Below are 21,486 nucleotides of genomic sequence, written 5' to 3'. Positions count from 1 at the left end.
AAATGGGATATATTAAGACAGGCAGTTGCAAAGGAAGACAAAATATGGCAGTTTTGGAGGTAGAATTCCATGAAATCAACAGGCATTGTTCGGAGAGTGGACGAGCTTGGCAGAATTGTTTTGCCGATCGAGCTTCGTCGTACGCTTGAGATCTCCGAGAAAGATGCACTTGAAATTTACGTGGACGGGGATGCGGTTGTGCTAAAGAAATATGAGCCATCCTGCATTTTTTGCGGAAACGCAAAGGACGTCGTAAACTTCAAAGGCAGAAATATTTGTCCCGCTTGTATTAAAGAGTTGACGAGCAAATAAATCGTTACATAATGTGTACGCAAAAATGCCTTTCCAGATAATAGGAAAGGCATTTTTTGCGTACACTTTTCTTTGCCTATGTGTTTTTTCTCCGCAGTTTTGCAAAAAACGTCTGCAAAAGATCGCGGCACTCTCCCTCCAATACACCGCCTTTTACCACAGGATGGTGGTTAAAGGGACATGAAAAGAGATCAATCACAGATCCTGACGCACCGCCCTTTAGGTCATACGCCCCAAACACGACGGTATCAATCCGTGCATTTATAATCGCACCGGCGCACATAGGGCATGGTTCCAGTGTCACATACAAGGTACAGTTTGACAGCCGCCAGCTGCCAATCGCTCGGCAAGCCGCGTTAATTGCTTCAATCTCAGCATGGGCAATAGCGCTCTTTCCGGTTTCGCGCCTATTTCGACCGACCGAGAGAATTGCACCGTCCTTGACAATGACAGCGCCGATTGGCACTTCCCGCTCATGTTCAGCAAAAACGGCTTGTTCCAACGCAAAGCGCATCCAGCTTTCGTGTGTGTTGTGTTCCCTTTCCATTACAAGATCCTTAGCCCAGCAATACAAAGTAGAATAAACAAAACAGTAAATATAATCATGCCGGGGGTCAAAAATGCGCGTTTAAACAAAAAAGACATCGGCAACGGCGTTTTAAATGTGCGCTTCAACCAGCCCTTTATGGATTGGCGGCTGCGCAACATCACGATCATACTGATTGCAATAGCCAAAAGGCCTACTCCCAGGCCCATGTAAAGCAGGTTTCCTACCATACTGCCTGCGCGCAATTCTACATAGTTTACCACCGTGGCCATTAAATTGACCGAAGCGTGCATCAGAATGGTAGCCCAGATTGAATCAAATTGAATTACAAAATACCCCAATGCCAGACCGACTAAAAAAGCCAGCGGAAATTGTGCCAAATTTCCATGCATCATTGCAAACAAAAGCGAAGAAAACAGAATGGCAAAACCGTTGCCATAAGGACGCAAGCTTTGCAGGATTACCCCTCGAAAAATAAATTCTTCACAAAACGGCGCCAACACACAAAAGAAAAGTACATACAACACTACCAAGCCCGGCTGGGATGGAGGTACCATATCAGGAACATTGATTCGCAAATGCAAAAACCCTAAAAATACCTCAATGTAGATGCTGACCAAAGCGGAAACAAAAGAAAGAGCAAGTGCCATAACCACCGCTGCCGGCAGCCATTTCTTCTGCCGTATGCGGCGAATTGGCACAATGGCAGATGGGTTCTTCTTCAAACAAAATACTAAAAGAATAAATGGTATGAACATATACGAAAAGTAGCAAATCATGTTCTGCAAAAGCGCTGCTGCCGTATCATACCGTTGAAAAGAATCAATACTCCTCTTCAAATCAAACAATGTAAACTGTCCGTGCCAGATAATCTGTATGACGCCGCCGATTGCCACTAACACCAGTACTATCACAGCCGCGACCACTTGTTGAGACGCAAGGGCAAATCCAGCCACATTTGACATGCTGCGCAATTTGTGTACATCCCGCAGCACCTGCTCCGCCTCGTGAGACGATGAATCTAATTCTTCTATCAATGACCAGCGCGCATTCTTTTGCACTGCACGGCCCTCATTTCTTTATAATATAGGTTTTCTGCTTCATGGAGCAATACAACTGGCAAACACCTTCAAAAAACCGCGCCAAGTCAAGCTTGTCCGGCGTAAAGCGTCTTTGCACACCGCTATCGGAAATATCTCGCACTTGTTCACCGCTGCTCCGCTTCAAGTTTATATATAATGAATAGGACAGTGTTATACCAACAGTTCCTGCTAAAAGATATCACAAACTCTGCTTCATATTGTAAACAAATATCCTCTTTTTATTATACCTGTGCCGTACACCCGTGTCAATGAACGCGCTTAACTGCCATTTTATTTCTTTATGTAAGATTGCCTCGCGGCAATCTTTAATATGCATGTGTAAAAATGTGGGTAATTGCTCAATCACATTTGTTTTTGCAGCAAGGTTTAACTTGCCGGTAGACATTCATTCTGGGAAACGTCCCATTGGGTTGGTCCAAACGGCGGCAAGGATTCCGGTGGTCTCTGCAAGAGCACCCTCGGTTTCGGTTACCGCAGCAGCACGCAAGGGGTAATAGAATTAAAGGCCAGCACATATCATTTCACCTCCAGTAAACAGTTTATGCACAAACGGATACAGGGTTCGTCCCACGACAGATACGCAAAAACATTCCGCTTCTGCCAATATGCAAAAACTCAAAATGCAGACAGAAAATGCTTGCTTTTGCCTGAGGAATCTGTTAAAATATAAGATGTCGTGCGTGGCGAAGCATGTTTTGCCACGTTTACTTGCGTATTGAATATTCCATACAAGGAGGTGCAGATAGATGGCAAAATGCGATATTTGCGGAAAAAGCCTGACATTTGGTATTAAGGTTTCTCACTCTCATCGGCGTTCTAATCGGACATTCCAGCCGAATATTAAGCGTGTGAAAGCGATTGTAGAGGGCACACCCCGGCATATTCATGTATGCACAAGATGCCTGCGCTCGAACAAGGTTACACGTGCGGTATAAAATGGCATGGTTTATAAAATCCGGCGGCTCTGATAAGAGGCTGCCGGATTTTATTTTTTATCAGCGCCTGTCGCACACTTTGTTGTATATATGGTGAAGCCAATCTGATTCTTGCGGGCAAAGTGCCGCAATCGTAACACTGCACCATGAATCGGAAGGAGATGGTACTTATGCAGTTCATTACTGTTTCAGGACCTCCATCATCGGGAAAAACCTCCGTCATCTTACGTGTGCTGGATGTGTTGGAAACAGACACCCGCAAGATTGGCATCGTCAAGTTTGACTGCCTTTCTACCACGGACAAGGAAAAATTTCAGGCACGCGGACTTGCTGCACGGGTACTCCTCTCCAAGGGTATCTGTCCCGACCACTATTTTGCCAGCCACGTAGAGGAAGCCGTCCACTGGGGTGTTACAAACGGATATTCCTATCTGTTCAGTGAAAGTGCCGGACTTTGCAACCGCTGTTCCCCGCACATCAAGACGGTAATGGCAATTTGCGTCATTGATTGCCTGTCCGGTGTGAATACGCCAAAAAAGATTGGACCCATGCTCAAATATGCAGACGCAGTGGTCATCACCAAAGGTGATATTGTTTCACAGGCCGAACGGGAGGTTTTCGCCGCCTATGTGGGATTCTCAAACCCCAATGCAGAACTTTTTTTCGTGAATGGGATTACGGGGCAGGGCGCATTTGATTTTGCGTCTTTTCTGAAGACCGCGCCTGCGATTTCGAGTGTAGCCGGCAAAAACATTCGATTTCCCATGCCTGCGGCCGTATGTGCCTATTGCTCTGGGCAGACCGGCATCTCGGCGCATTAATCTCTCATATATCAAACTTCATTATGCGCGGCAACTTTACCAAAGCAACGACAGGCAGGTGTAATATTATGGAAGACACGCGGTTGAACGAACCTATTGAAGACCTATCCAAACGCTATCCGTTTACACGTGACTATTTGTGGTCAATTGGCATTACCCATATAGATGCAGCTTTAACGCCAACAGAACTATTTGCGCAGCAAAACGAGATTGCATTAGAGGAAATAGGGGTTTTCAAGCAAGATTTACCTGTAAGATTTCTCTCATACTTAGACGAAATGGAACAAATTGATCGGCGAACCGATACACACATTGATTCACTCACGATATTGGGCGGGCGCAACAAGTACGGACACACGGAGGATATTTCTGTCACAATGCATCCGGGAGACATCCTCTGCATTGTGGGTCCCACAGGGTCCGGCAAAAGCCGCTTGCTTGGAGACATCGAATGCCTTGCACAGGGCGATACGCCCACCGGGCGGCGGATTTTAGTGGATGGCGAGCCGCTTGACAGCAAAAAGCGCCGCACTCTTACACGCCGGTTGGTGGCGCAGCTTTCCCAAAACATGAACTATGTTATGGATCTTTCGGTACGTGAATTTGAAAAAATTCATGCATCCACGCGGATGACCATGCATCCAGACGAAACAGATGGCGTGGCAGAAGCAGTAATTGCGTCAGCTAACAGTTTGGCGGGTGAAAAATTTGCACCCGATGTTTCGCTCACACAACTTAGCGGAGGACAATCCCGCGCGTTGATGATTGCGGATACCGCATTGCTCAGTGCTTCCCCCATCATCCTCATCGATGAGATTGAAAATGCGGGGATTGACCGTAAACGTGCTCTGGAAGTGCTCGCAAAGCACGAAAAAATTGTACTTATGGCAACTCACGATCCCATTTTAACGCTGCTGGGTCACAAACGACTCATTATTAAAAATGGAGGTATTTCAAAAGTCGTCGAAACGACGTATAATGAACGTAAGAACCTACAAAGTTTGGAAAAAATCGACGCAAAATTATCGGAATTGCGCGATCGGCTCCGCGGCGGAGAAACACTTGATTTTCCACTGGACACTTTCTTCAGTGGGACAGAAACAAGTGATTAAAAGGGAGGATTCTTATGAAGATTCGTATGGATTTTGTTACCAACAGCAGTTCGGCAAGCTACGTGGTTTCCATGGATCGCAAGGCCGCCGAAGAATTTAACAAATTTGATCAGACCGACCCGTCCGAACAATCCAAAAGTCGTATTTACAAACAGGTCGCAGAAGATTTGCAGAAGAACGGTGCCAAAACAGATGTAAACGGACATGAAATATACACCAAAGTCTATCAAATTGGTAACAAAAAAGAGCTGCTGTTTGATACCTCTTTCTCCAAGCCTATCGAGGATGTGGATTTCTCCTCTATGGACGACCAGGAATTATGGCGATATATCAAAGGAGAATATATAACCAAATCACGCATTGCCAGCGAATTCAAGGCATTTGGCACTATGATCGTGCCCCATATGAAACCTGAAATTGCACGGATACTGGTCGTGAAGAATGAGACATTCGACCAATTTGTCACCAATCGGCATGGGGAATCGGATGATATAAAAATCTGTCGTATTGCGCGCCTAATGACCGCGGATATAAAACAAACCGGCGAAAAATTCACCGTGGGCGATCAAGAAGTTTACTCCAAAGTCTATACGTTTCACCGCAAAGACGACTGCATCTACGATGACGGTTTTGGAAAATCCGTGGATGAGGTTGATTTCGCATCTATAGACGACGAGTTGCTGTGGCGCTACATCCGGGGAGAATATTTAGTTAAAAGCAGGCTGGGCACCGAGATACGCGGTTTCCGCACACTGCCCGCACCGCGAGCGGACCAAGTGGTACCGTCATGAAACTCCGCAGACATGGCGACGGTTATCATTTCTTTGGGGATACACAAAGTGGAATCACGATGCGTTGGGGACACACACTGGCAGAAAACCCCGTGCGTGCACCTTGGCCGGAATTGGCTGATATCTCTATCAGCAACCACTGCACCAAGGGCTGCCCTTTTTGTTATAAGAACAGTACCGACAATCACGTATTTATGAGTCCTGCGGAATACGCGGCCGTGCTGAAACATCTTCAAAGCGACCGCTGGGGCAACGTGTTTCAAGTGGCACTTGGCGGCGGAGAACCCCTGGAGCACCCCCAGTTTGAACAAATTCTGCAAATCACCCAGCGTGCAGATGTGGTCGCCAATTTTACTACCAACGGCTTGCATCTGGATAACGCTGTAGCAAGAATGCTCAGCGGCCGCGTCGGCTCGGTGGCACTTTCTGTGGGAACCGCATTGGAAATCGACCCGCAAAAAATCCGTCTGCTTGTAGATGCCGGCGTACATGTCAACCTCCACTTTGTACTCAGTGATTCTTCACTGGACGATGCCATCGCACTCTTAAATGGCCGATACAACGATCTGTTGCTGGGCATCGACAGCGTCATTTTTCTAACATACAAACCTGCCGGGCGCGCCGCGGACAGTGACTGCTTACATGCGAACAATCGCTTGCTGGCTTTTGCTTCGTTGGTAGATAAAAACGACTGTTGCGCACGCATTGGCTTCGATGCATGCTTTGTGCCGTTCCTAATGCGGCATACGGATGTAAATACAGATTTTATCGACCCCTGCGAATGTGGTTTTTTCTCTGTTTATGTGGATGAACATATGCAGGTTAAACCCTGCTCTTTCTGCAACGAGGACCGCTATTGCTTCAGCTTGCACGAACACACCATGCAGGAAATCTGGGAGAACCTATTTGAACCTTATCGGCAAGAGGTATGCAGTAATATTTGCCAGTCCACTTGCAAAAATTTACAAAACTGTCGTGGTAAATGTTTGTTTTATGAACAGCTTGCACTTTGCTTTACGCCTGCCTGTATCAATCAAACGCCGCAAACAGGGATAACCGTCGACTGACTTTCTAAGACTTATGCATTATTATGGATTGTATTTACCGCAACTGCACTGTGATTGGAGGAAATATGGCTGTTTCTAATCAGATGATCGACCATTGGCTGGAGGAAGATATCCCCTACTTTGACTTAACGACTCATCTTCTTGGTATCGGGCAGCAAAAGGGGAGCATTTCCTATGTGTGCCGCCACACAATCACGCTCGCCTGCGTTGAGGATGCGGTACGCATCCTCGAGCGGCAGCATATCCACGTCACCACCTGCCTGCCCTCCGGTACGCAGGTTGAAGCGGGTGAAGTCTTTCTGCGTGGTGAAGGAACCGTAGAAAACCTTCACACCGCATGGAAGGTGACCCAAAACTTGTTGGAATATGCCTGCGGCATATCTACCCGTACCAAACAGTTGGTGGATACCGCCAAAGCCGTCAACCCGGAAATCGCGGTTTTTACCACACGCAAGAGTTTTCCCGGCACCAAACAAGTTTCCATTCAGGCGGTACTGGCAGGCGGTGCGCTGCCACATCGTTTGGGACTGAGCGAGACCATTCTGATTTTCGACCAACACCTGCGCTATATGGGGGGCTATGACGGTTTAGCCGCACGCCTGCCCATACTTAAGAAATCCATCTGTGACAAGTCCATTTCTGTGGAGGTAGATACGCTGGAACATGCGCTCCTGCTGGTACGTGCAGGCGTGGATGCCTTGCAGTTTGATAAGGTAGAACCAACCAAACTCATGGAAATGATTCAACAAATCCGTGCAGAAAACACACGCGTCATGCTCATCGCCGCCGGTGGAATCAACGCTTCTAATGCGGCCGCCTATGCCGCTACAGGAGTCGATGCCATTTCAACCACTTGGGCCTATTTCGGCAAACCTGCGGACATAACAATCAAAATGGAATAAAGACGTCCATATATGCAAAGTTCTCCGCACCATATCATAAAGGCAGCCATGAAAATACTTTCATGGCTGCCTTTATGACTTCTTATCGCGCAATGCGGTTACGTGCACCACCCCATATCACCTTGTTTTATTAGCACCCGTCACATTCATTGCTGATTTTTACATTTTCCGGGTCAAACAGGCCCACAGTAAATGTGCAGTTGGTAAGTGAAAACGTACCATTCGGCAAAACAACGTTCCCATCTTCGAATCGGATGATAAGCGGTTCGACACGTTTTACTTCATCGTCAAAATGACTCATATGCAAAGACGGCGCTGCGGTCACCGTTTCACCATTTGGTTTCTTCACAGTGATAACATTCGCTTGGGTAGTAACCGTTTTTAGACTGCCGTCCTCATATAGACCGAGAGAATTGATGTCTCCATTGACACCGATTGCCTCCACATCATACGCCAGAATTTTCCCGACAGGTGTCTGTATTAATGTCGGACGACGCGGTTCCAAAGACTTCACCGCCCCGTTTTCATACAAAGCCAATCCAATGCGTGTTTCCACTTTACCAAAAGGCAACTCGACCTCAAGCGTGTCTCGCGTCCAAAAAGTGAAACTGTGTACCGCGCCGCTCGGATAAAAAGATACCCCGATAATTTTTTTGTCAAATGTCACCTGTTTGGTTTGAAAATGCAAAACAGGCTCCAGCTCATATTCATTCTTTTCTGCCCAAAAGCCAGACAGTTTTCCGTTCAGCGGAAAAAGACGGTGAATAGAGCCATCCTCATAAAAAGTAACCAGCTCCGCAGCAATGTCCCCTTGTGCTGTGTTAAACACTGTTTTCTCTTGTAACGAAATGCTTTTCAGTATACCGTTGGCGTAAAAAGACAGCGAATAGGTAAATTTGCGCCGCAGCCCGTCATCCTCATATTGCGGGACCAAATCCCCATACGGCGTATGGATGGTGTTCGGTACAACCAAGGTACAGTCTTTGAGTGTACCTTCAGGATACCTACTCAGTTTATGGATTCCCTTCAGCATACCGTATTGGGTCTGTTCTTCAAGCAAAGACATAAAATTGCCTCCAGTGGCCTTGTTTTCAAATTGACGTACCTACTACCTGTTTATTCACAAGTAGTAGGGTGAATGATCACTTTATATTTTTCTGGGTCAACACTCTCCTTTGCATATGTCAGTTTCATATCGGCAAAATCACGATCGAACCAAGGCGGAATGTGTGCGCACAAAATTGTAAGTTCATAAAAAGTAGCATTTTTTAAAAAGGGCAGCAACATTTGCTTGGTTGTCGCGTTAGGATGACTCAATTGAGCCTGTATAATATCCAAATAATAGATACCGTCTTCGCCTGTGCGCTGCGGCTGTGGTACATCACTCAAGCCGTTTTTCATGACACGCAAATCTTCCTGCTGCTTTTCTACGCTTGCAAGGACGAATTCCAAGAAATCCGCCGGTTGCTTTTCTGGAATCTGGAACACATAATATCCCGAAGCGTCAAATGTGTTGTAAGCAACACCGCTGATATTTCCCGCCACCAGGATTCGGTTTTCTTCCAATTTCTCAATGATGCCCGCAACCTCTGCGCGTACATTTGCCAGCCCTCGCTCAGGGTGTAATTCCACCGGTATATCCAGTTTCATCTCCCAATCGCCAAGCTTTTTTTCAAATATTTGAATGCGTGTCGATTGATCCAGCAGAGATGCTGTATTACCATCTGATCCAACAGCCACCGCAACCGTTTTTACCATACTCAATCATCTCTTTCATCTTTTATGTTGATGCACGGGAAAAGATATCCCCGGCAAGCGCAAACAATGAGCTACCTCTTCCTCAAGTCGGTACGGCGCATCCCCGTTTGTATCCACCGACAGGGAAAATTGCGTTCGAGCCACACATACAAACTGCACAAAGTCGCAGTTTCCGGCACGTTCCCCGATGCCAAGGAACGTCGTATCCACATAGCGTGCACCGGCTTTTATAGACTCCAAAGAATTGGCCACCGCCATGCCCAAATCGTTGTGCGCATGGCATTCCACAGGCATAATAGCGGCAAGTGCGGCAATATCTCCGGCTATCTTCGTGGGGTGCGCTATCCCTACCGTGTCCGCATAACGTATATTGCGCACACCTAACGCGAAAGCCTGCTTGGCCAAGTGCAGCAGAAATGCACCGTTTGCGCGTGAAGCGTCCTCAAATCCTAATGTAACTATATAACCGGCTTCCAGTGCCAGAGTTGCGCAGCGCTTCATTCGGTTTTCCACATCCGTGCGAGTGGTTCGCAATTTTTCATGAATTTGGATATCCGAAACCGGAACACCAATATGAATAATGTCCGGCCTACAAGAAAAAGATGCTCTCAAGTCGCTCTCGGTCATCCGATTCCATGCCGAAATACGTGTGTGTTTTCGAATCTGCATCATGCCATAAATGGCATCCTGTTCTTCTTTGCCCATCGACGGTGTTCCCGCCTCGATTTGATCAATACCGGCTTGATCCATCATTTTTGCACAGGCGACTTTATCTGCTACTGAGAACGCCAATCCTGCCCGTTGCTCGCCATCGCGCATGGTGGTATCCACGATATACAATTGGTTTGGCACAGGTCGCATTCACCGCTTTCCATGCAAAGATTTTTTTAACACCAGTAGTTCCTCGTCTGTAAAACCTCTGCGCAGACGCGTACTTTCAGCCCGCACCCGCACGTTCATCTGCTCCAGTTCCCCATCGCTCAATTGCACACCGAGTTCATGCAATTTAACGCGCAGTGCGCTTTTTCCGGAATGTTTTCCAATTGAAAGCCTACGCTCCATACCCACATCTTCCGGAGGAAACGGTTCATAAGTTTTTGGGCTTTTCTGTATGCCGTCCGCATGGATACCCGATTCGTAGGTGAAAATTTCTGCCCCAACTACGGGTGCGTGTGCGGAAACAACCAGGCCAAAAATTTGGTTGAACAATACACGCAGGAGAGGCATTTGCTTCAAATTATACGGCTGTTGACAAATCACACGCAATGCAGCCAACAACTGCTCTAAAGGTGTGCGTCCCCCTACTCCGCCAAAGGTGGCTGAAACTGCCTTTCCGCCTGCCATTAGCCACTCCAGTGATGACGACGTAGCCAAACCACAGCTATCTTCCACATCCAATGAAAAGGCTGCACAGCGCAATTTTACAAACTTAGTGGCATAATCACCAATCATTCCATCAGCAAATCCGGCAGCCCGAATGTGTGCGGAACGCTTAGCAACATGCCGTGTGTCACCCATTATCCCCCGGCCATCTACAGGACAAATTACAGTCACATCCGGATATTGGTCAGGAAAACGTTCAGCAAAAATGGCGTCCTCTACCAAAAATGCAGTTGCCCCCTCCTTCAACGCTTGTTCACGTTCCTTCGGATATTGAATCAACAGCATCACTTTCTGAGCTGGAACAACCGACCGAAGCTGTTCCCAAATGAGATAAGGCATTTCCAACTGGTCGATACCAGTGTCCAACAACAATTGTGCATACTCAGAAAGGAGAGAATTCGGCACATGCGCTGGAATGTGGCATAAAGATGCATCTGAAACAAAATACAGCAATACCCATTCATCCTTTCCCGGCCTGGGCAGCAATTCCAATGAAAGGATGTTGCCACCGCTTTCTTTTCTGATATACACAAAAGAGGGTGTCGGATTTTTCACAAAAGTTTATGATACTGAATCAGCCATGTGCCATCTACCGATGCAGATAGCAGCCATGGCTAATCAGAAAAACTTATTTGAATTACTTGAGTAGATTCGCTTACAGAACAAGACGCTCCACAACATTGCCTTCTTCAAAATGCGAAGTTACGATTTCTTCCACATCGTCCACCGTCACATTCTTATAAAACACACCGTCGGGATAAACTGCCACGACTACGCCATTGTCGCACAGCCCAAAGCAACCACAGTTGGTTACCATCACGTCATCACGAATATCTTCGTCATCAATGACTTCCTGAAACTTCATGACTACGTCATTCGCGCCATTCGAAAAACATTTGCCTTTCTGCGTGCCATTCTGCCGGCAACTGGTACAGACAAAAGCGTGATGTTTTAAATCCATTCCCATTCATTTCACCTCCTTTCAAATTGCTGTCTATATTGTAATCAATTAACACAAACTTTACAAGCTTAATGGGACATTTTCACTTTTTCAGCTGTGTGTGTGACCACCTCACCGGAAAGGATCTTTTTTGCCGCTTCACGCACGCCATTTTCCACACGATCATACATCATAAATGGCTCAATGCCGCGCTCACGCAATTTGCTGGTCGGTTCAGCACCAATGCGCATACTGATAACTCCCTGACAGTCGCTGACCGCTTCGATAATATTGTCCACACCCGGCCCTTCCTGCTCGCCGCAATCATCGACACCTTTACAATATTTTCCGACTGCGCGACGTTCTACATAAATCACATCGCCGTTCAGATAATCATAAATGTGGAATTCCGTTGCGTGGCCAAAGTGGGTATCCACAATCATACCGCTTTTAGAAGCCACAGCAAAACGCAAAGCTTTCGGTTCTTCCTTTTCCTCCGTTTTTTCATCACGGAATTGGATGGAGATATCATTGTCGAGCGTTCCAATTGCATCTGCACGACATTGTTTGCAATGGTACATTTGCTTCATAATCGCAGAGCAGGCTTTGCGTTTTTCCATCAATTCTTTATTGCTGACAAGATCCATACCCTCAAACGCACTGCCGTTAACGGGAATAAGCTGCATGATATTGGTGATCTCGCATCCCAAATCCCGTACTGTCTGCACGACCGTTTCAATATGCGCATCGTTTATGCCTTTGAGCATGACGATATTGATTTTAATAACCATACCCTTGCCCACCAGATAGCGGATGCCTGTGAGTTGATTATCACGCAGAATGCGCGCACCCTCAATACCCGTATAGCGCCTGCCGAGGTAATTGACAAACTTATAAATTTGAGCGCCGATATTCTCGTCTACTGCATTGAGTGTAACCGTCAGATGACTGACACCCAGTTTAAGCAGGTCATTGGCATAAAACGGAAGCATCAAACCGTTAGTGGAAACGCAGAACGTCACGTCCGGGTCTACTTTACGGATTCCCTCCAGCGTAGCTTTCACCTGCTCAAAGTTGGCCAGCACATCACCTGGGCCGGCAATCCCCACAACAGAAAGATTGGGAACCTGCGCTTTCACCTTCAAATATTTGGCGACTGCTTCTTCTGGCGAAAGCACACCGCTCGTCACGCCTGGACGTGATTCATTGGGACAGTCAAAATCCCGTGAGCAATAGTTACACTGGATGTTACACGCAGGGGCGACTGGCAGGTGCATACGTGCGCTGCCGGATGAGCAAGCCGAACAGTCATAGCAGGGATGTTTTTTGGTTTTTGCCTCCACTTCTTCTTTGGAAAGAGAAATGGTTGCCTGCGGCTCTACAGTTTCCGGGACGGACGCCGCCGCAGGCTCCTTTTGATCTGAACCGTCATAATACATATTGTACATCGCCTTTCTGAAAGTCGTTGCAGTAGCGTTGAGCATCGCGTTGGCAATGCCGTCCATCACCTGTAAGGAACCTTCATAGCCAATGGTCACCTGACGCTGACCGCCCACGCGGTCATGCATGGGAAATCCAATGCGCAGCAATTCAATCCCGGTTTTTTCCTGCACACGCCTACCATCAGAATTTCCAATCATGAGGTTGACATGATTCTTAACAGAAAAATCAGCAATCTTGTCAAAATCAGTATCATTGAGTATCTCATGACAAGTCACCATTTTAACTTTGGAAAGCTGTTCGATTTCGTCTTCCAGCAGTTCTTTTAGCTTCGCATTTTTAGAACCGGTAGCCACCAAAAGAGGCAGTGCTCCTACTTCCAAACACAATCGTGTGAGACCGTACACTTGATCGGGTTCGCCAAAAACGGCTACTTTAGCTTCCCCTGTATACTTGTGCGCGTCAACCATGGCATCTAAATACCGACCGCGCGCGCGGCGGAAAGATGCAGGAATCGGTTTGCCGCTCAACTCTGAGAGTGCCTCTAACAGTGCATCAGTGCCACGCAGACCAATCGGAAGCGGTATCCTTTTATATGGAATATGAAATGTGTCATGCAGGTACTGAGCCGCAGAATTGTTCTCAGAGAAAAAGGTCCCAATTTCAAGCGTAAAACGCGCACCAGCCATCCGACGGATAGCGTCCAAATCGGTTCCATCCTGTGGCAAACGGTTATACACCGGATTATACACACGGTCTAGGTTTTCCGATATGTCTGGCAGAAGCGTATAATCAAGTTCAAATGCATTCAAGATATCTTTGAGTGTCCGCATCTCAGCGGGACTCATATAAGATGAAATCACGTTAATGGATTGATTGGGAGTCGTATCTGTGGCCAATGTGGCCACAATTGCACGTGTAGCAGCCAAAAATCCCTCAAATTGGCTACCGCCATATCCCGGGCTGGGCACTGAAACAAATGTCACACCGGAAGCAATCCCCTCGCTTTTGGCCTTCTCAATGATACGGGGAACATCCTCACCGATGGTTTCTGCCAAACAAGTAGTACAAATGCCAATCACTTGCGGCTGGTACAATTTTGTTAAATTTTTGATGCCTTTGAGGAGATTTTCCTCGCCTCCGTAAACGGTGCCTTGCTCTGTCAGCGCCGACGAGGCGATGTCAATGGGTTCGTTATAGTGCGTGGCCATATGGCGGCGAATATACGTGCTGCACCCCTGAGAGCCGTGAATAATAGACATACAGCCTTTCACGCCATAAAAAGCAGTGACCGCGCCCAAAGGCATGCACATTTTGCAGGGATTCACGGTTAGATTGGTATAGTTCCGATTAGACTTTTTCAAACCGTCGCATCCCCTTTCAAATAAGCCCAGACTGGGCTGTTCATGCTCAAATTTAACTCTTGGGCAAAATTGACCGCACCATCATAACCAGCCAATGGATGCTTCCGCTCGTGGTTATGGTCAAGAAACGCAATGGCCAGTTTATAGCCGAGAGGACGTTCCTTCACGCCTCCCACCAGAACATCCGCGTGTTTTTCACGCATGAATTTTTCCAGCTCCGCCGGATTAGCATCATCCAGAATAATGGTACCTTCATCGGCAAGACTGCGAATCACATCATATTCGTCTTTCTTACCTGTCTGCGTACCGACAACCACGGTATCCATGCCCAATTCCTTGAACTGCTTGAGCAATGAAATAGCCTTATAGCCGCCGCCTACGTAAATTGCGGCCTTGCGACCTTCCAACAATGCACGATAGGGGGCGATTTTGCGAGCCGTTTCCACCGATTTCTTTGCCGTGAATGCCTTCGCACGCGCAATGATTTCGGGGTCTTTCAACGCATAAGCAATACGCATAAGGGAATTGGTCGTATCTTCAATGCCAAAGAAGCTCACCTTGATATTGGGAATATCGTATTGCTCTTCCATGCGTTTGGCAAGATACATCATCGAACCCGCACACTGCACGATATTAAGTGAAGCACGGGGGGCTTGCATAATATCCCCGCAAGTTCCATCACCGGTCAGTCTTGCTACAACCTCCACCCCTATTTGCTTGAGGTAGTTGTTGATAATCCACATCTCGCCGGAAAGATTAAAATCGCCAAGCACATTGATGCCTTTAAGCTTAGGCAATTTCTCTCCGCGTTCCATCAAATTGAGAATGGCATTGCACGCAAGCTTGTATCCCATAGATTTAGTACCGGAAAAACCGGGCGTTTGGACAGGGATGCATACAATTCCGTGCTTTTTCTCGGCAGCTTTGCAAATTGCTTTTACATCATCCCCAATTACGCCCACGATGCAGGTCGCATAAACGAAAATAAATTTAGCATGATAAGCTGCAACAATTTCATCAATTGCACCCTCCAGCTTTTTTCCGCCCCCGAAAATGACATCCTGCTCGCTTAAGTCGGTAGAAAATGCGTGGCGATAATACTCTTTGTCGCTGCTCAAACTACCGCGCAAATCCCATGTGTAGCTGGCGCAGCCAATTGGACCGTGGATGATGTGGAACGCATCTGTAATTGGGTTGAGCACCACACGTGCGCCGCAATAAACACAGGCGCGCTGGCTTACCGCACCGGCCACACTATTGCTTTCGCATTTGAACCCTTTTTTGCCCTCACCGGAGACGCAGACAGATACAAAATCCTTGCGCTCATCCAACACATCACTCGTCATCATTCTTTTCATAATTGACTGTCCCCCAAAGAGCATATATCAAAGATTCATGCAACATTTATAAAGTGATTATGGCATTATAAACGATAAAGCGTTTATAATCCCTCATATTCAAAAAAAAAATAAAAAATAAAAACAAATAACTGAATTGCGTTGGTACCTTTTTATAAAATGCGTGTCGTATTTGCAACATTGCAAACACGACACAATACCGTCCATCAGACAGAATGAAAAGAATTATAAGACACTGAAAATTTTACAGAACCAGTTCAAGGTCTTCGTCCGCAGCATCACGGTCTTTGCGATCCAACAATGTATCGATGATTTTCATCATCACATTAATGGCGCCTTTATAACCGACCATTGATGTATACTGATGACCATAACGATCAAGAATCGGGAATCCGATACGCACAAACGGAAGGTCTTCTGCACGTGCGATATATTTACCATGGGTTCCACCCATCAGCAAATCTACAGGTTCGTTTTTAATCCATTGATGCAATTCAAACAAGTCACCGAACTGTTTGTACTTGATGTCGGTATTATACTTGTCAGCGATTGCTTTCATGGAATGGCTGAAATGGTTGCCCGGTGTACCCGTCACGCAGAAGCGTGGAACCATACCAATGGATGCGGTGAATTCCGCCAGACCAATCACGGTATCGGGATCACCAAAGATTGCTACTTTCTTTCCATCGAAATGCGGATGTGCATCAATAAGAAGATCGACCAACTGGCCACGCTCTTCTTCCAATTCATAGGGCACTTCGTTTTGAGAATATTGCATCAGTTCAGTGACGAAACGGTCTGTAGCTTCCAAACCAATCGGCAGACCTATTTGGGTATAGGGTACTTTGCATTTTTTCTCAAGGAATGAGGCCGGATGCTCAGTGGCAAAATAGCCAAACGCAAATGTGTGATCACAATTGCCGGCGTCAATAATATCCTCAACTTTAGTACCACCGCGCGGGAACATGTCGTATTTGCCTGTTGTAGGTGCGTCAAACACGCCGGATGTATCCGGCATCATTGTAAACGGCACACCCATCAATTTTGTAATCCGTTTGATTTCGCGCATGTCACCGGGATCAACATAACCCGGAATGAGCAACGCTTTGCCATTTTTAACGCCGGTGTTTTCAGCAAGGCAATCAAAGAAGCCGTGAATCATATTCGCATAGCCAGTGATATGAGAACCCACATAACTTGGGGTATGCGTATAAACGACATAACGGTCTTCCGGAATTGTGATTTGCGTCACATAGGTACGAACGTCATCACCTATGGTTTCAGAAAGGCATGTGGTATGAATGGCAATAATCTGCGGCTTATAAATTTCAAAAATGTTACGAATAGCCGTTTTTAAATTAGAGCCGCCACCAAAAACAGAAGAGCCTTCTGTGAAAGAACTGGTGGTCGCCATCGCGGGTTCTTTAAAATGGCGGGTCAAAAGAGTACGATGATATGAGCAGCACCCCTGCGAGCCATGGCTATGCGGCAAGCAGCTGTGTACGCCAAGAGCTGCATACATAGCTCCTACCGGCTGGCATGTTTTTGCAGGATTGATGCGGAGAGCTTCTCTTTCATAGATCTTTTTAGGGGTTGCATCCAGCATTATTTTTGCCCTCCAAGCACTTCACCGACAAGCATCGGCTGTTTTTTCCACGGTGCCTCGATAAGCAACCATGTGGGCGTGTGAACACCCATATCCACATCACGTGCAAAATTCAACGCACCGGTGAAACCTGCATACGGACCACTGTAATCGTAGGAATGAAGCTGACGGGAGAGAACCCCTCTCTTCTGAGCAACAAACTTATCCTTGATCCCAGAGAAAAAGATGTCCGGCTTCAGTTTTTCCAAAACCATTTCCGTCTCGTAATGATTTAAATCATCAATCGCCACATTGCCGTCATTCATGTCGTTGAACATACCGTCATAGTAGTCCAATTCCATTTCTTTGGCCAGCTCATCGGCTTTTTCTTTGGAAAGAAAAATGTGATATTTTTTCTCATCAGGTGCAACGGTAATAGACTCGATGTTTTTGCTGTCGGCATCTTCTTTCACGAACGGCAACACTTTGCGCCCTTCATAATCTTCACGATGTCCGAACTCATAACCAGCCATAATGGTGCTGATTCCAAGTGCTTTGAGCATGATTTGATAGTGATGCGAACGCGAGCCACCAACATAAATGGCGGCAGTACGGCCCTTCAAGCGCTCTTTGTGCGCACTCATCTCGTCATCAATCAACGCATATTCTTCAGCAATCACCTGCTCGGTACGCTCAATGAGGTCGGCATCACCAAAGTATTTCGCCATATTCCGCAAAGAATCAATCGTACCCTGGATGCCAATGAAGTTCACTTTCATCCACCGGACACCATACTTGGTTTCAATCATCTCGGCGATATAGTTGATGGAACGATGGCACTGTACAATGCTCAGCTTCGCTGTATTTGCAACACGTAGATCGTCAACATTGGCATCGCCTGTATAGGTGCACACAATGTCATAGCCAATCTTTTTCAAGATACGCTCGATCTCCCACGCATCACCACCGATATTGTATTCGCCAAGGATATTGACGGGGAATTTGCCGACTTCACGTTCGCCTGTACCAACCAAGTATTTCATGAATTGGTTGTTGGCGATGTGATGTCCAGCCGACTGGCTGACGCCCTTGTATCCTTCGCAGCTAAACGAAATACACTGGATACCATGCCGTTTTTGCGCGGCAGCAGCCACTGCGTTAATATCATCGCCGATTAGTCCGACAGGGCACGTAGCACACACAAAAACTGCTTTCGGATGGAAAATTTCAACAGCCTCATCAATAGCTTTCGCCAATTTATTGACGCCACCGAATACAATGTCGCTTTCCTGCATATCCGTGGAGAATGAATAGGTAATCAGATCCAGACCATTTTCGCCCGGGCGTGCTTTATTACGACGGGTCAGCCAAGAGTAATAACCGCATCCGATAGGACCATGCGTAATTAGGACAATGTCCTTAATTGGTCCGAGTACCACACCTTTACACCCAGCGTAGCAACAGCCACGGCTGGTGATAATACCAGGTATGGAACGGCGGTTGGCTTCAATGGGATTATCTTCGCCTTCTAACTCCACAATATGGTCTTTGCGATTTTTAAAAACCTTGGCAGGATACCCTTCAAGGATTGTTTCACGAATGTCTGCCATAAAAGTTCACCTCTTAAACAACCGCCTCGCCGGATTCCCCGGTACGAACCTGATATGCCTCTGAAACTGGTAAAACGAAAATTTTCCCATCCCCAGGATGACCGTTAGAATTCACCTTAAGGATTGCGTCCACTGCTCTCTGGACATCTTCATCGTGCACGACCAACTCAATCAGCCGTTTGGGAATCAATCGATGTGTTTCAGAAACCTCTTCCGCCAAGGAAGATTCTACATTGCCAGCCGATACTTCATCGACAACAAGCTCAAAATTCACTTTTGCCTTGCCGCGGCCCATTACTTTATAGCCGGTGAAAGCCGGAAAGTTTTCATCCAATAACGCTTTTTTTGTCGCACCGATTTTATTCAGCCGGATCACTGCCATAATTTCTTTCATAGCAATCCCCCACTTACAGTTCTTTGCTGGAAGAACTGACTGTATAGGCCTCTTCAACCGGGCTTACAAAAATTTTACCGTCACCAAACGCACCTTTTTCGCTAGTCTTTGCATTTTTGATGATTAGGCTGATCAAATCATCTTTATCTTCATCTTTAATAACGAAAAGCAAGAGTGTTTTGGGCAATTCATCATAATACACATCGCCCACACGAACACCACGCTGTTTGCCACGACCTGCAACATCAATTTTCGTCACAGATGAGAAACCGGCATCCACCAATTCCCCCAAAATACCCGCAACCTTTTCAGGTCTGACAATAGCTTTTACCATTAACATACCAACACAACACCTTTCGCAGTTTCCTTTTAAACAAGGCCGCTTCTTTAAGGTTTCTACATAAAGTAAAGATTACTTCATTCTGTCGCCCTCTGCGAGGGAAAAGGTTGCTTAGATCTCCATCAAGCCGTAGTCGCTCATCAGTTTTTCAAGTTCCGGAATCGGCAGCGGTTTGGGAATGACAAACAATTTGTTATTCTCTACAGCTTCGGCCAACGATTTGTAAGCCTGGCCCTGTGTGGATTCTGGTTCAAACTGAGTAACGGTCTGCTTGTTGATTTCAGCACGCTGCACAACGTTATCACGCGGTACAAAGTAAATCATCTGGGAACCCAGCGCTTTTGCAAAAGCCTCAATCAGGTCTTTTTCACGATCAACGTTACGGCTGTTACAGATGATACCGCCCAGACGCACACCACCGGAAAGTGCATATTTCTGAATGCCTTTGCAGATGTTATTCGCCGCATAAATTGCCATCAGCTCGCCGCTGGCAACGATATAGATTTCTTTTGCTTTGCCTTCACGGATTGGCATGGCAAAACCGCCGCACACAACGTCGCCCAAAACATCATAAAAAACGTAGTCCAAATCATCTGTGTATGCGCCCAGCTGCTCAAGCAAGCCGATAGAGGTAATGATGCCGCGGCCCGCACAGCCAACACCCGGTTCCGGTCCGCCGGATTCCACACATTTAATCCCGTGGAAACCTTCGAGGAGGATGGCATCCAACTCTACATCTTCGCCTTCTTCACGGAGCGTGTCCAACGTCGTTTTCTGCTGCAAACCGCCCAGAAGCATACGAGTAGAGTCTGCTTTCGGATCGCAACCAACAACCATGATCTTCTTGTTCATACGATACGCCAATGCCGCCGTCAGATTTTGTGTGGTAGTGGATTTACCAATACCGCCTTTTCCGTAAATAGCTACTTGCCTCATAATAGAACCTCCTAAGTTCTTTAAAAAATAACATAAAAAGCCATTGATCACATAAAGTGTTCAATGACTTCTTTGTCGACTGACGCGAGCCGCCATGTTTACTTGTTTTTGGAACATGACGTTGTATCTTGTTGAACTAAGAATACACGATTCTCACAAGAAATGCAACATCTTTTTTTGCATGCACAAAAAGTTTGTGCGATATGTCCTTTTCACGACACTTTTTTTCTGTTTTATGGTAATTTTGCAAAGAGATTTATGCATCTCAAGAACCAAATTGCATAACAAAAGACATGCTCTGTCATTTTTCAAGACCAAGGTGTTACAACCTCCTGCACTCCCTTAACAACTTCTTATATAAACGCCTTCAATACGCAAAAAGGATTGCTACCCAACCCCTGTTTTGTAGCAATCCCTTCTACTTATTTTACATCAGTTCTTATCATCCGCATGTGTCCAGTTCGCATATAACCGCAAAATGAGCATTTCTTGATTTTTCGGAGTGGTTTAAGCAGTGCAATGCGGTTGAACTCGAAGAATTACACAAGATTTCTGATGATAAGGTATTGTATGCAATAAATAATATTTTCCCCAAGACAAGTTGACAAAAAAAATTCCGCAGCTATCGCCGCGGTGAAATCAAATAGATTACGTATTGTGTTGGTAGAGCATAAATTTCAATGGAAAAAGCTATTGGCAGACACGAAACAAGTTATAGCACCACAAACCAGCAATATTTTGAAATGCTATTAGTTGTTTTATATCTTCTTGATACATTATATATCATT

General features: G+C 46.3%; 21 protein-coding genes. 7 read left to right on the top strand and 14 right to left on the bottom strand.

Going from position 1 to position 21,486, the window contains the following annotated elements; genetic code table 11:
* Positions 1 to 69: 69 nt before the first annotated feature.
* Positions 70 to 312 (top strand): AbrB/MazE/SpoVT family DNA-binding domain-containing protein, encoded by a 243-nt coding sequence (locus ABF463_RS08740; protein ID WP_415533220.1) that lies wholly within the window; start codon positions 70 to 72, stop codon positions 310 to 312.
* Between the two features lie 76 nt (positions 313 to 388).
* On the opposite strand, the gene tadA is transcribed toward ABF463_RS08740, so the two are convergent.
* Together tadA and ABF463_RS08730 are read right to left on the bottom strand one after the other, a co-directional pair.
* Positions 389 to 859, bottom strand: coding sequence for a tRNA adenosine(34) deaminase TadA (gene tadA / locus ABF463_RS08735; RefSeq protein WP_415533219.1), 471 nt, complete (start codon positions 857 to 859; stop codon positions 389 to 391).
* A complete protein-coding gene (locus ABF463_RS08730; RefSeq protein WP_415533218.1) occupies positions 859 to 1,920 on the bottom strand; it encodes a lysostaphin resistance A-like protein in 1,062 nt (353 codons plus the stop codon). The genes tadA and ABF463_RS08730 overlap by 1 nt, the downstream gene beginning before the upstream one ends.
* 788 nt (positions 1,921 to 2,708) lie before the next feature.
* Here ABF463_RS08730 and rpmB point away from each other — a divergent pair.
* The 6 genes from rpmB to modD all read left to right on the top strand — a co-directional run bounded on the left by rpmB (position 2,709) and on the right by modD (position 7,590).
* Positions 2,709 to 2,897 carry a 50S ribosomal protein L28 gene (gene rpmB / locus ABF463_RS08725; protein ID WP_415533217.1) on the top strand — a complete coding sequence of 63 codons (189 nt, stop codon included), beginning with the start codon at positions 2,709 to 2,711 and terminating at the stop codon, positions 2,895 to 2,897.
* A 170-nt stretch (positions 2,898 to 3,067) separates the two neighbouring features.
* Positions 3,068 to 3,718, top strand: coding sequence for a GTP-binding protein (locus ABF463_RS08720; protein ID WP_415533216.1), 651 nt, complete (start codon positions 3,068 to 3,070; stop codon positions 3,716 to 3,718).
* Between the two features lie 83 nt (positions 3,719 to 3,801).
* Positions 3,802 to 4,830 carry an ATP-binding cassette domain-containing protein gene (locus ABF463_RS08715; protein WP_415533215.1) on the top strand — a complete coding sequence of 343 codons (1,029 nt, stop codon included), beginning with the start codon at positions 3,802 to 3,804 and terminating at the stop codon, positions 4,828 to 4,830.
* Between the two features lie 14 nt (positions 4,831 to 4,844).
* Positions 4,845 to 5,621 (top strand): hypothetical protein, encoded by a 777-nt coding sequence (locus ABF463_RS08710; RefSeq protein WP_415533214.1) that lies wholly within the window; start codon positions 4,845 to 4,847, stop codon positions 5,619 to 5,621.
* Positions 5,618 to 6,688, top strand: coding sequence for a radical SAM protein (locus ABF463_RS08705; RefSeq protein ID WP_415533213.1), 1,071 nt, complete (start codon positions 5,618 to 5,620; stop codon positions 6,686 to 6,688). Before ABF463_RS08710 ends, ABF463_RS08705 begins: the two co-directional genes overlap by 4 nt.
* A 65-nt stretch (positions 6,689 to 6,753) precedes the next feature.
* On the top strand, positions 6,754 to 7,590 hold the full coding sequence (gene modD / locus ABF463_RS08700; protein WP_415533212.1) for a ModD protein: 837 nt from the start codon (positions 6,754 to 6,756) through the stop codon (positions 7,588 to 7,590).
* A gap of 130 nt (positions 7,591 to 7,720) precedes the next feature.
* Here the strand turns inward: modD and ABF463_RS08695 are convergent, their stop codons facing one another.
* The 12 genes from ABF463_RS08695 to nifH all read right to left on the bottom strand — a co-directional run bounded on the left by ABF463_RS08695 (position 7,721) and on the right by nifH (position 20,698).
* Positions 7,721 to 8,656, bottom strand: coding sequence for a hypothetical protein (locus ABF463_RS08695; RefSeq protein ID WP_415533211.1), 936 nt, complete (start codon positions 8,654 to 8,656; stop codon positions 7,721 to 7,723).
* Between the two features lie 50 nt (positions 8,657 to 8,706).
* Positions 8,707 to 9,348, bottom strand: coding sequence for a Fe-only nitrogenase accessory AnfO family protein (locus ABF463_RS08690; RefSeq protein ID WP_415533210.1), 642 nt, complete (start codon positions 9,346 to 9,348; stop codon positions 8,707 to 8,709).
* A 15-nt stretch (positions 9,349 to 9,363) separates the two neighbouring features.
* Positions 9,364 to 10,200 carry a homocitrate synthase gene (locus tag ABF463_RS08685; RefSeq protein WP_415533209.1) on the bottom strand — a complete coding sequence of 279 codons (837 nt, stop codon included), beginning with the start codon at positions 10,198 to 10,200 and terminating at the stop codon, positions 9,364 to 9,366.
* 9 nt (positions 10,201 to 10,209) lie between these two features.
* Positions 10,210 to 11,184: a hypothetical protein gene (locus tag ABF463_RS08680; RefSeq protein ID WP_415533208.1), complete on the bottom strand. Its 975-nt coding sequence runs from the start codon at positions 11,182 to 11,184 to the stop codon at positions 10,210 to 10,212.
* Positions 11,185 to 11,386: 202 nt separating this feature from the next.
* Complete coding sequence (locus ABF463_RS08675; protein WP_415533207.1) at positions 11,387 to 11,698, bottom strand: (2Fe-2S) ferredoxin domain-containing protein; 312 nt, start codon at positions 11,696 to 11,698, stop codon at positions 11,387 to 11,389.
* A gap of 62 nt (positions 11,699 to 11,760) precedes the next feature.
* Positions 11,761 to 14,475 carry a nitrogenase cofactor biosynthesis protein NifB gene (nifB, locus tag ABF463_RS08670; protein ID WP_415533206.1) on the bottom strand — a complete coding sequence of 905 codons (2,715 nt, stop codon included), beginning with the start codon at positions 14,473 to 14,475 and terminating at the stop codon, positions 11,761 to 11,763.
* Positions 14,472 to 15,833 (bottom strand): nitrogenase iron-molybdenum cofactor biosynthesis protein NifE, encoded by a 1,362-nt coding sequence (gene nifE / locus ABF463_RS08665; RefSeq protein WP_415533205.1) that lies wholly within the window; start codon positions 15,831 to 15,833, stop codon positions 14,472 to 14,474. Before nifE ends, nifB begins: the two co-directional genes overlap by 4 nt.
* 244 nt (positions 15,834 to 16,077) lie before the next feature.
* Entirely contained in the window at positions 16,078 to 17,439 is a 1,362-nt protein-coding gene (gene nifK, locus ABF463_RS08660) for a nitrogenase molybdenum-iron protein subunit beta (protein WP_415533203.1), read from the bottom strand.
* Complete coding sequence (locus ABF463_RS08655; protein WP_415533202.1) at positions 17,439 to 19,028, bottom strand: nitrogenase component I subunit alpha; 1,590 nt, start codon at positions 19,026 to 19,028, stop codon at positions 17,439 to 17,441. The genes nifK and ABF463_RS08655 overlap by 1 nt, the downstream gene beginning before the upstream one ends.
* Before the next feature lie 13 nt (positions 19,029 to 19,041).
* Entirely contained in the window at positions 19,042 to 19,422 is a 381-nt protein-coding gene (locus ABF463_RS08650) for a P-II family nitrogen regulator (RefSeq protein WP_415533201.1), read from the bottom strand.
* A 13-nt stretch (positions 19,423 to 19,435) separates the two neighbouring features.
* The gene (locus ABF463_RS08645; protein WP_415533200.1) at positions 19,436 to 19,762 is read right to left on the bottom strand and encodes a P-II family nitrogen regulator; all 327 of its coding nucleotides are present in this window, start codon (positions 19,760 to 19,762) and stop codon (positions 19,436 to 19,438) included.
* Between the two features lie 111 nt (positions 19,763 to 19,873).
* The gene (gene nifH / locus ABF463_RS08640) at positions 19,874 to 20,698 is read right to left on the bottom strand and encodes a nitrogenase iron protein (RefSeq protein ID WP_415533199.1); all 825 of its coding nucleotides are present in this window, start codon (positions 20,696 to 20,698) and stop codon (positions 19,874 to 19,876) included.
* Positions 20,699 to 21,486: the final 788 nt, after the last annotated feature.

It is taken from the genome of Ethanoligenens sp., assembly GCF_047718355.1.
Classification (GTDB): Bacteria; Bacillota; Clostridia; order Oscillospirales; family Ethanoligenentaceae; genus Ethanoligenens.
This window is presented reverse-complemented; position numbering and strand designations above follow the sequence as displayed.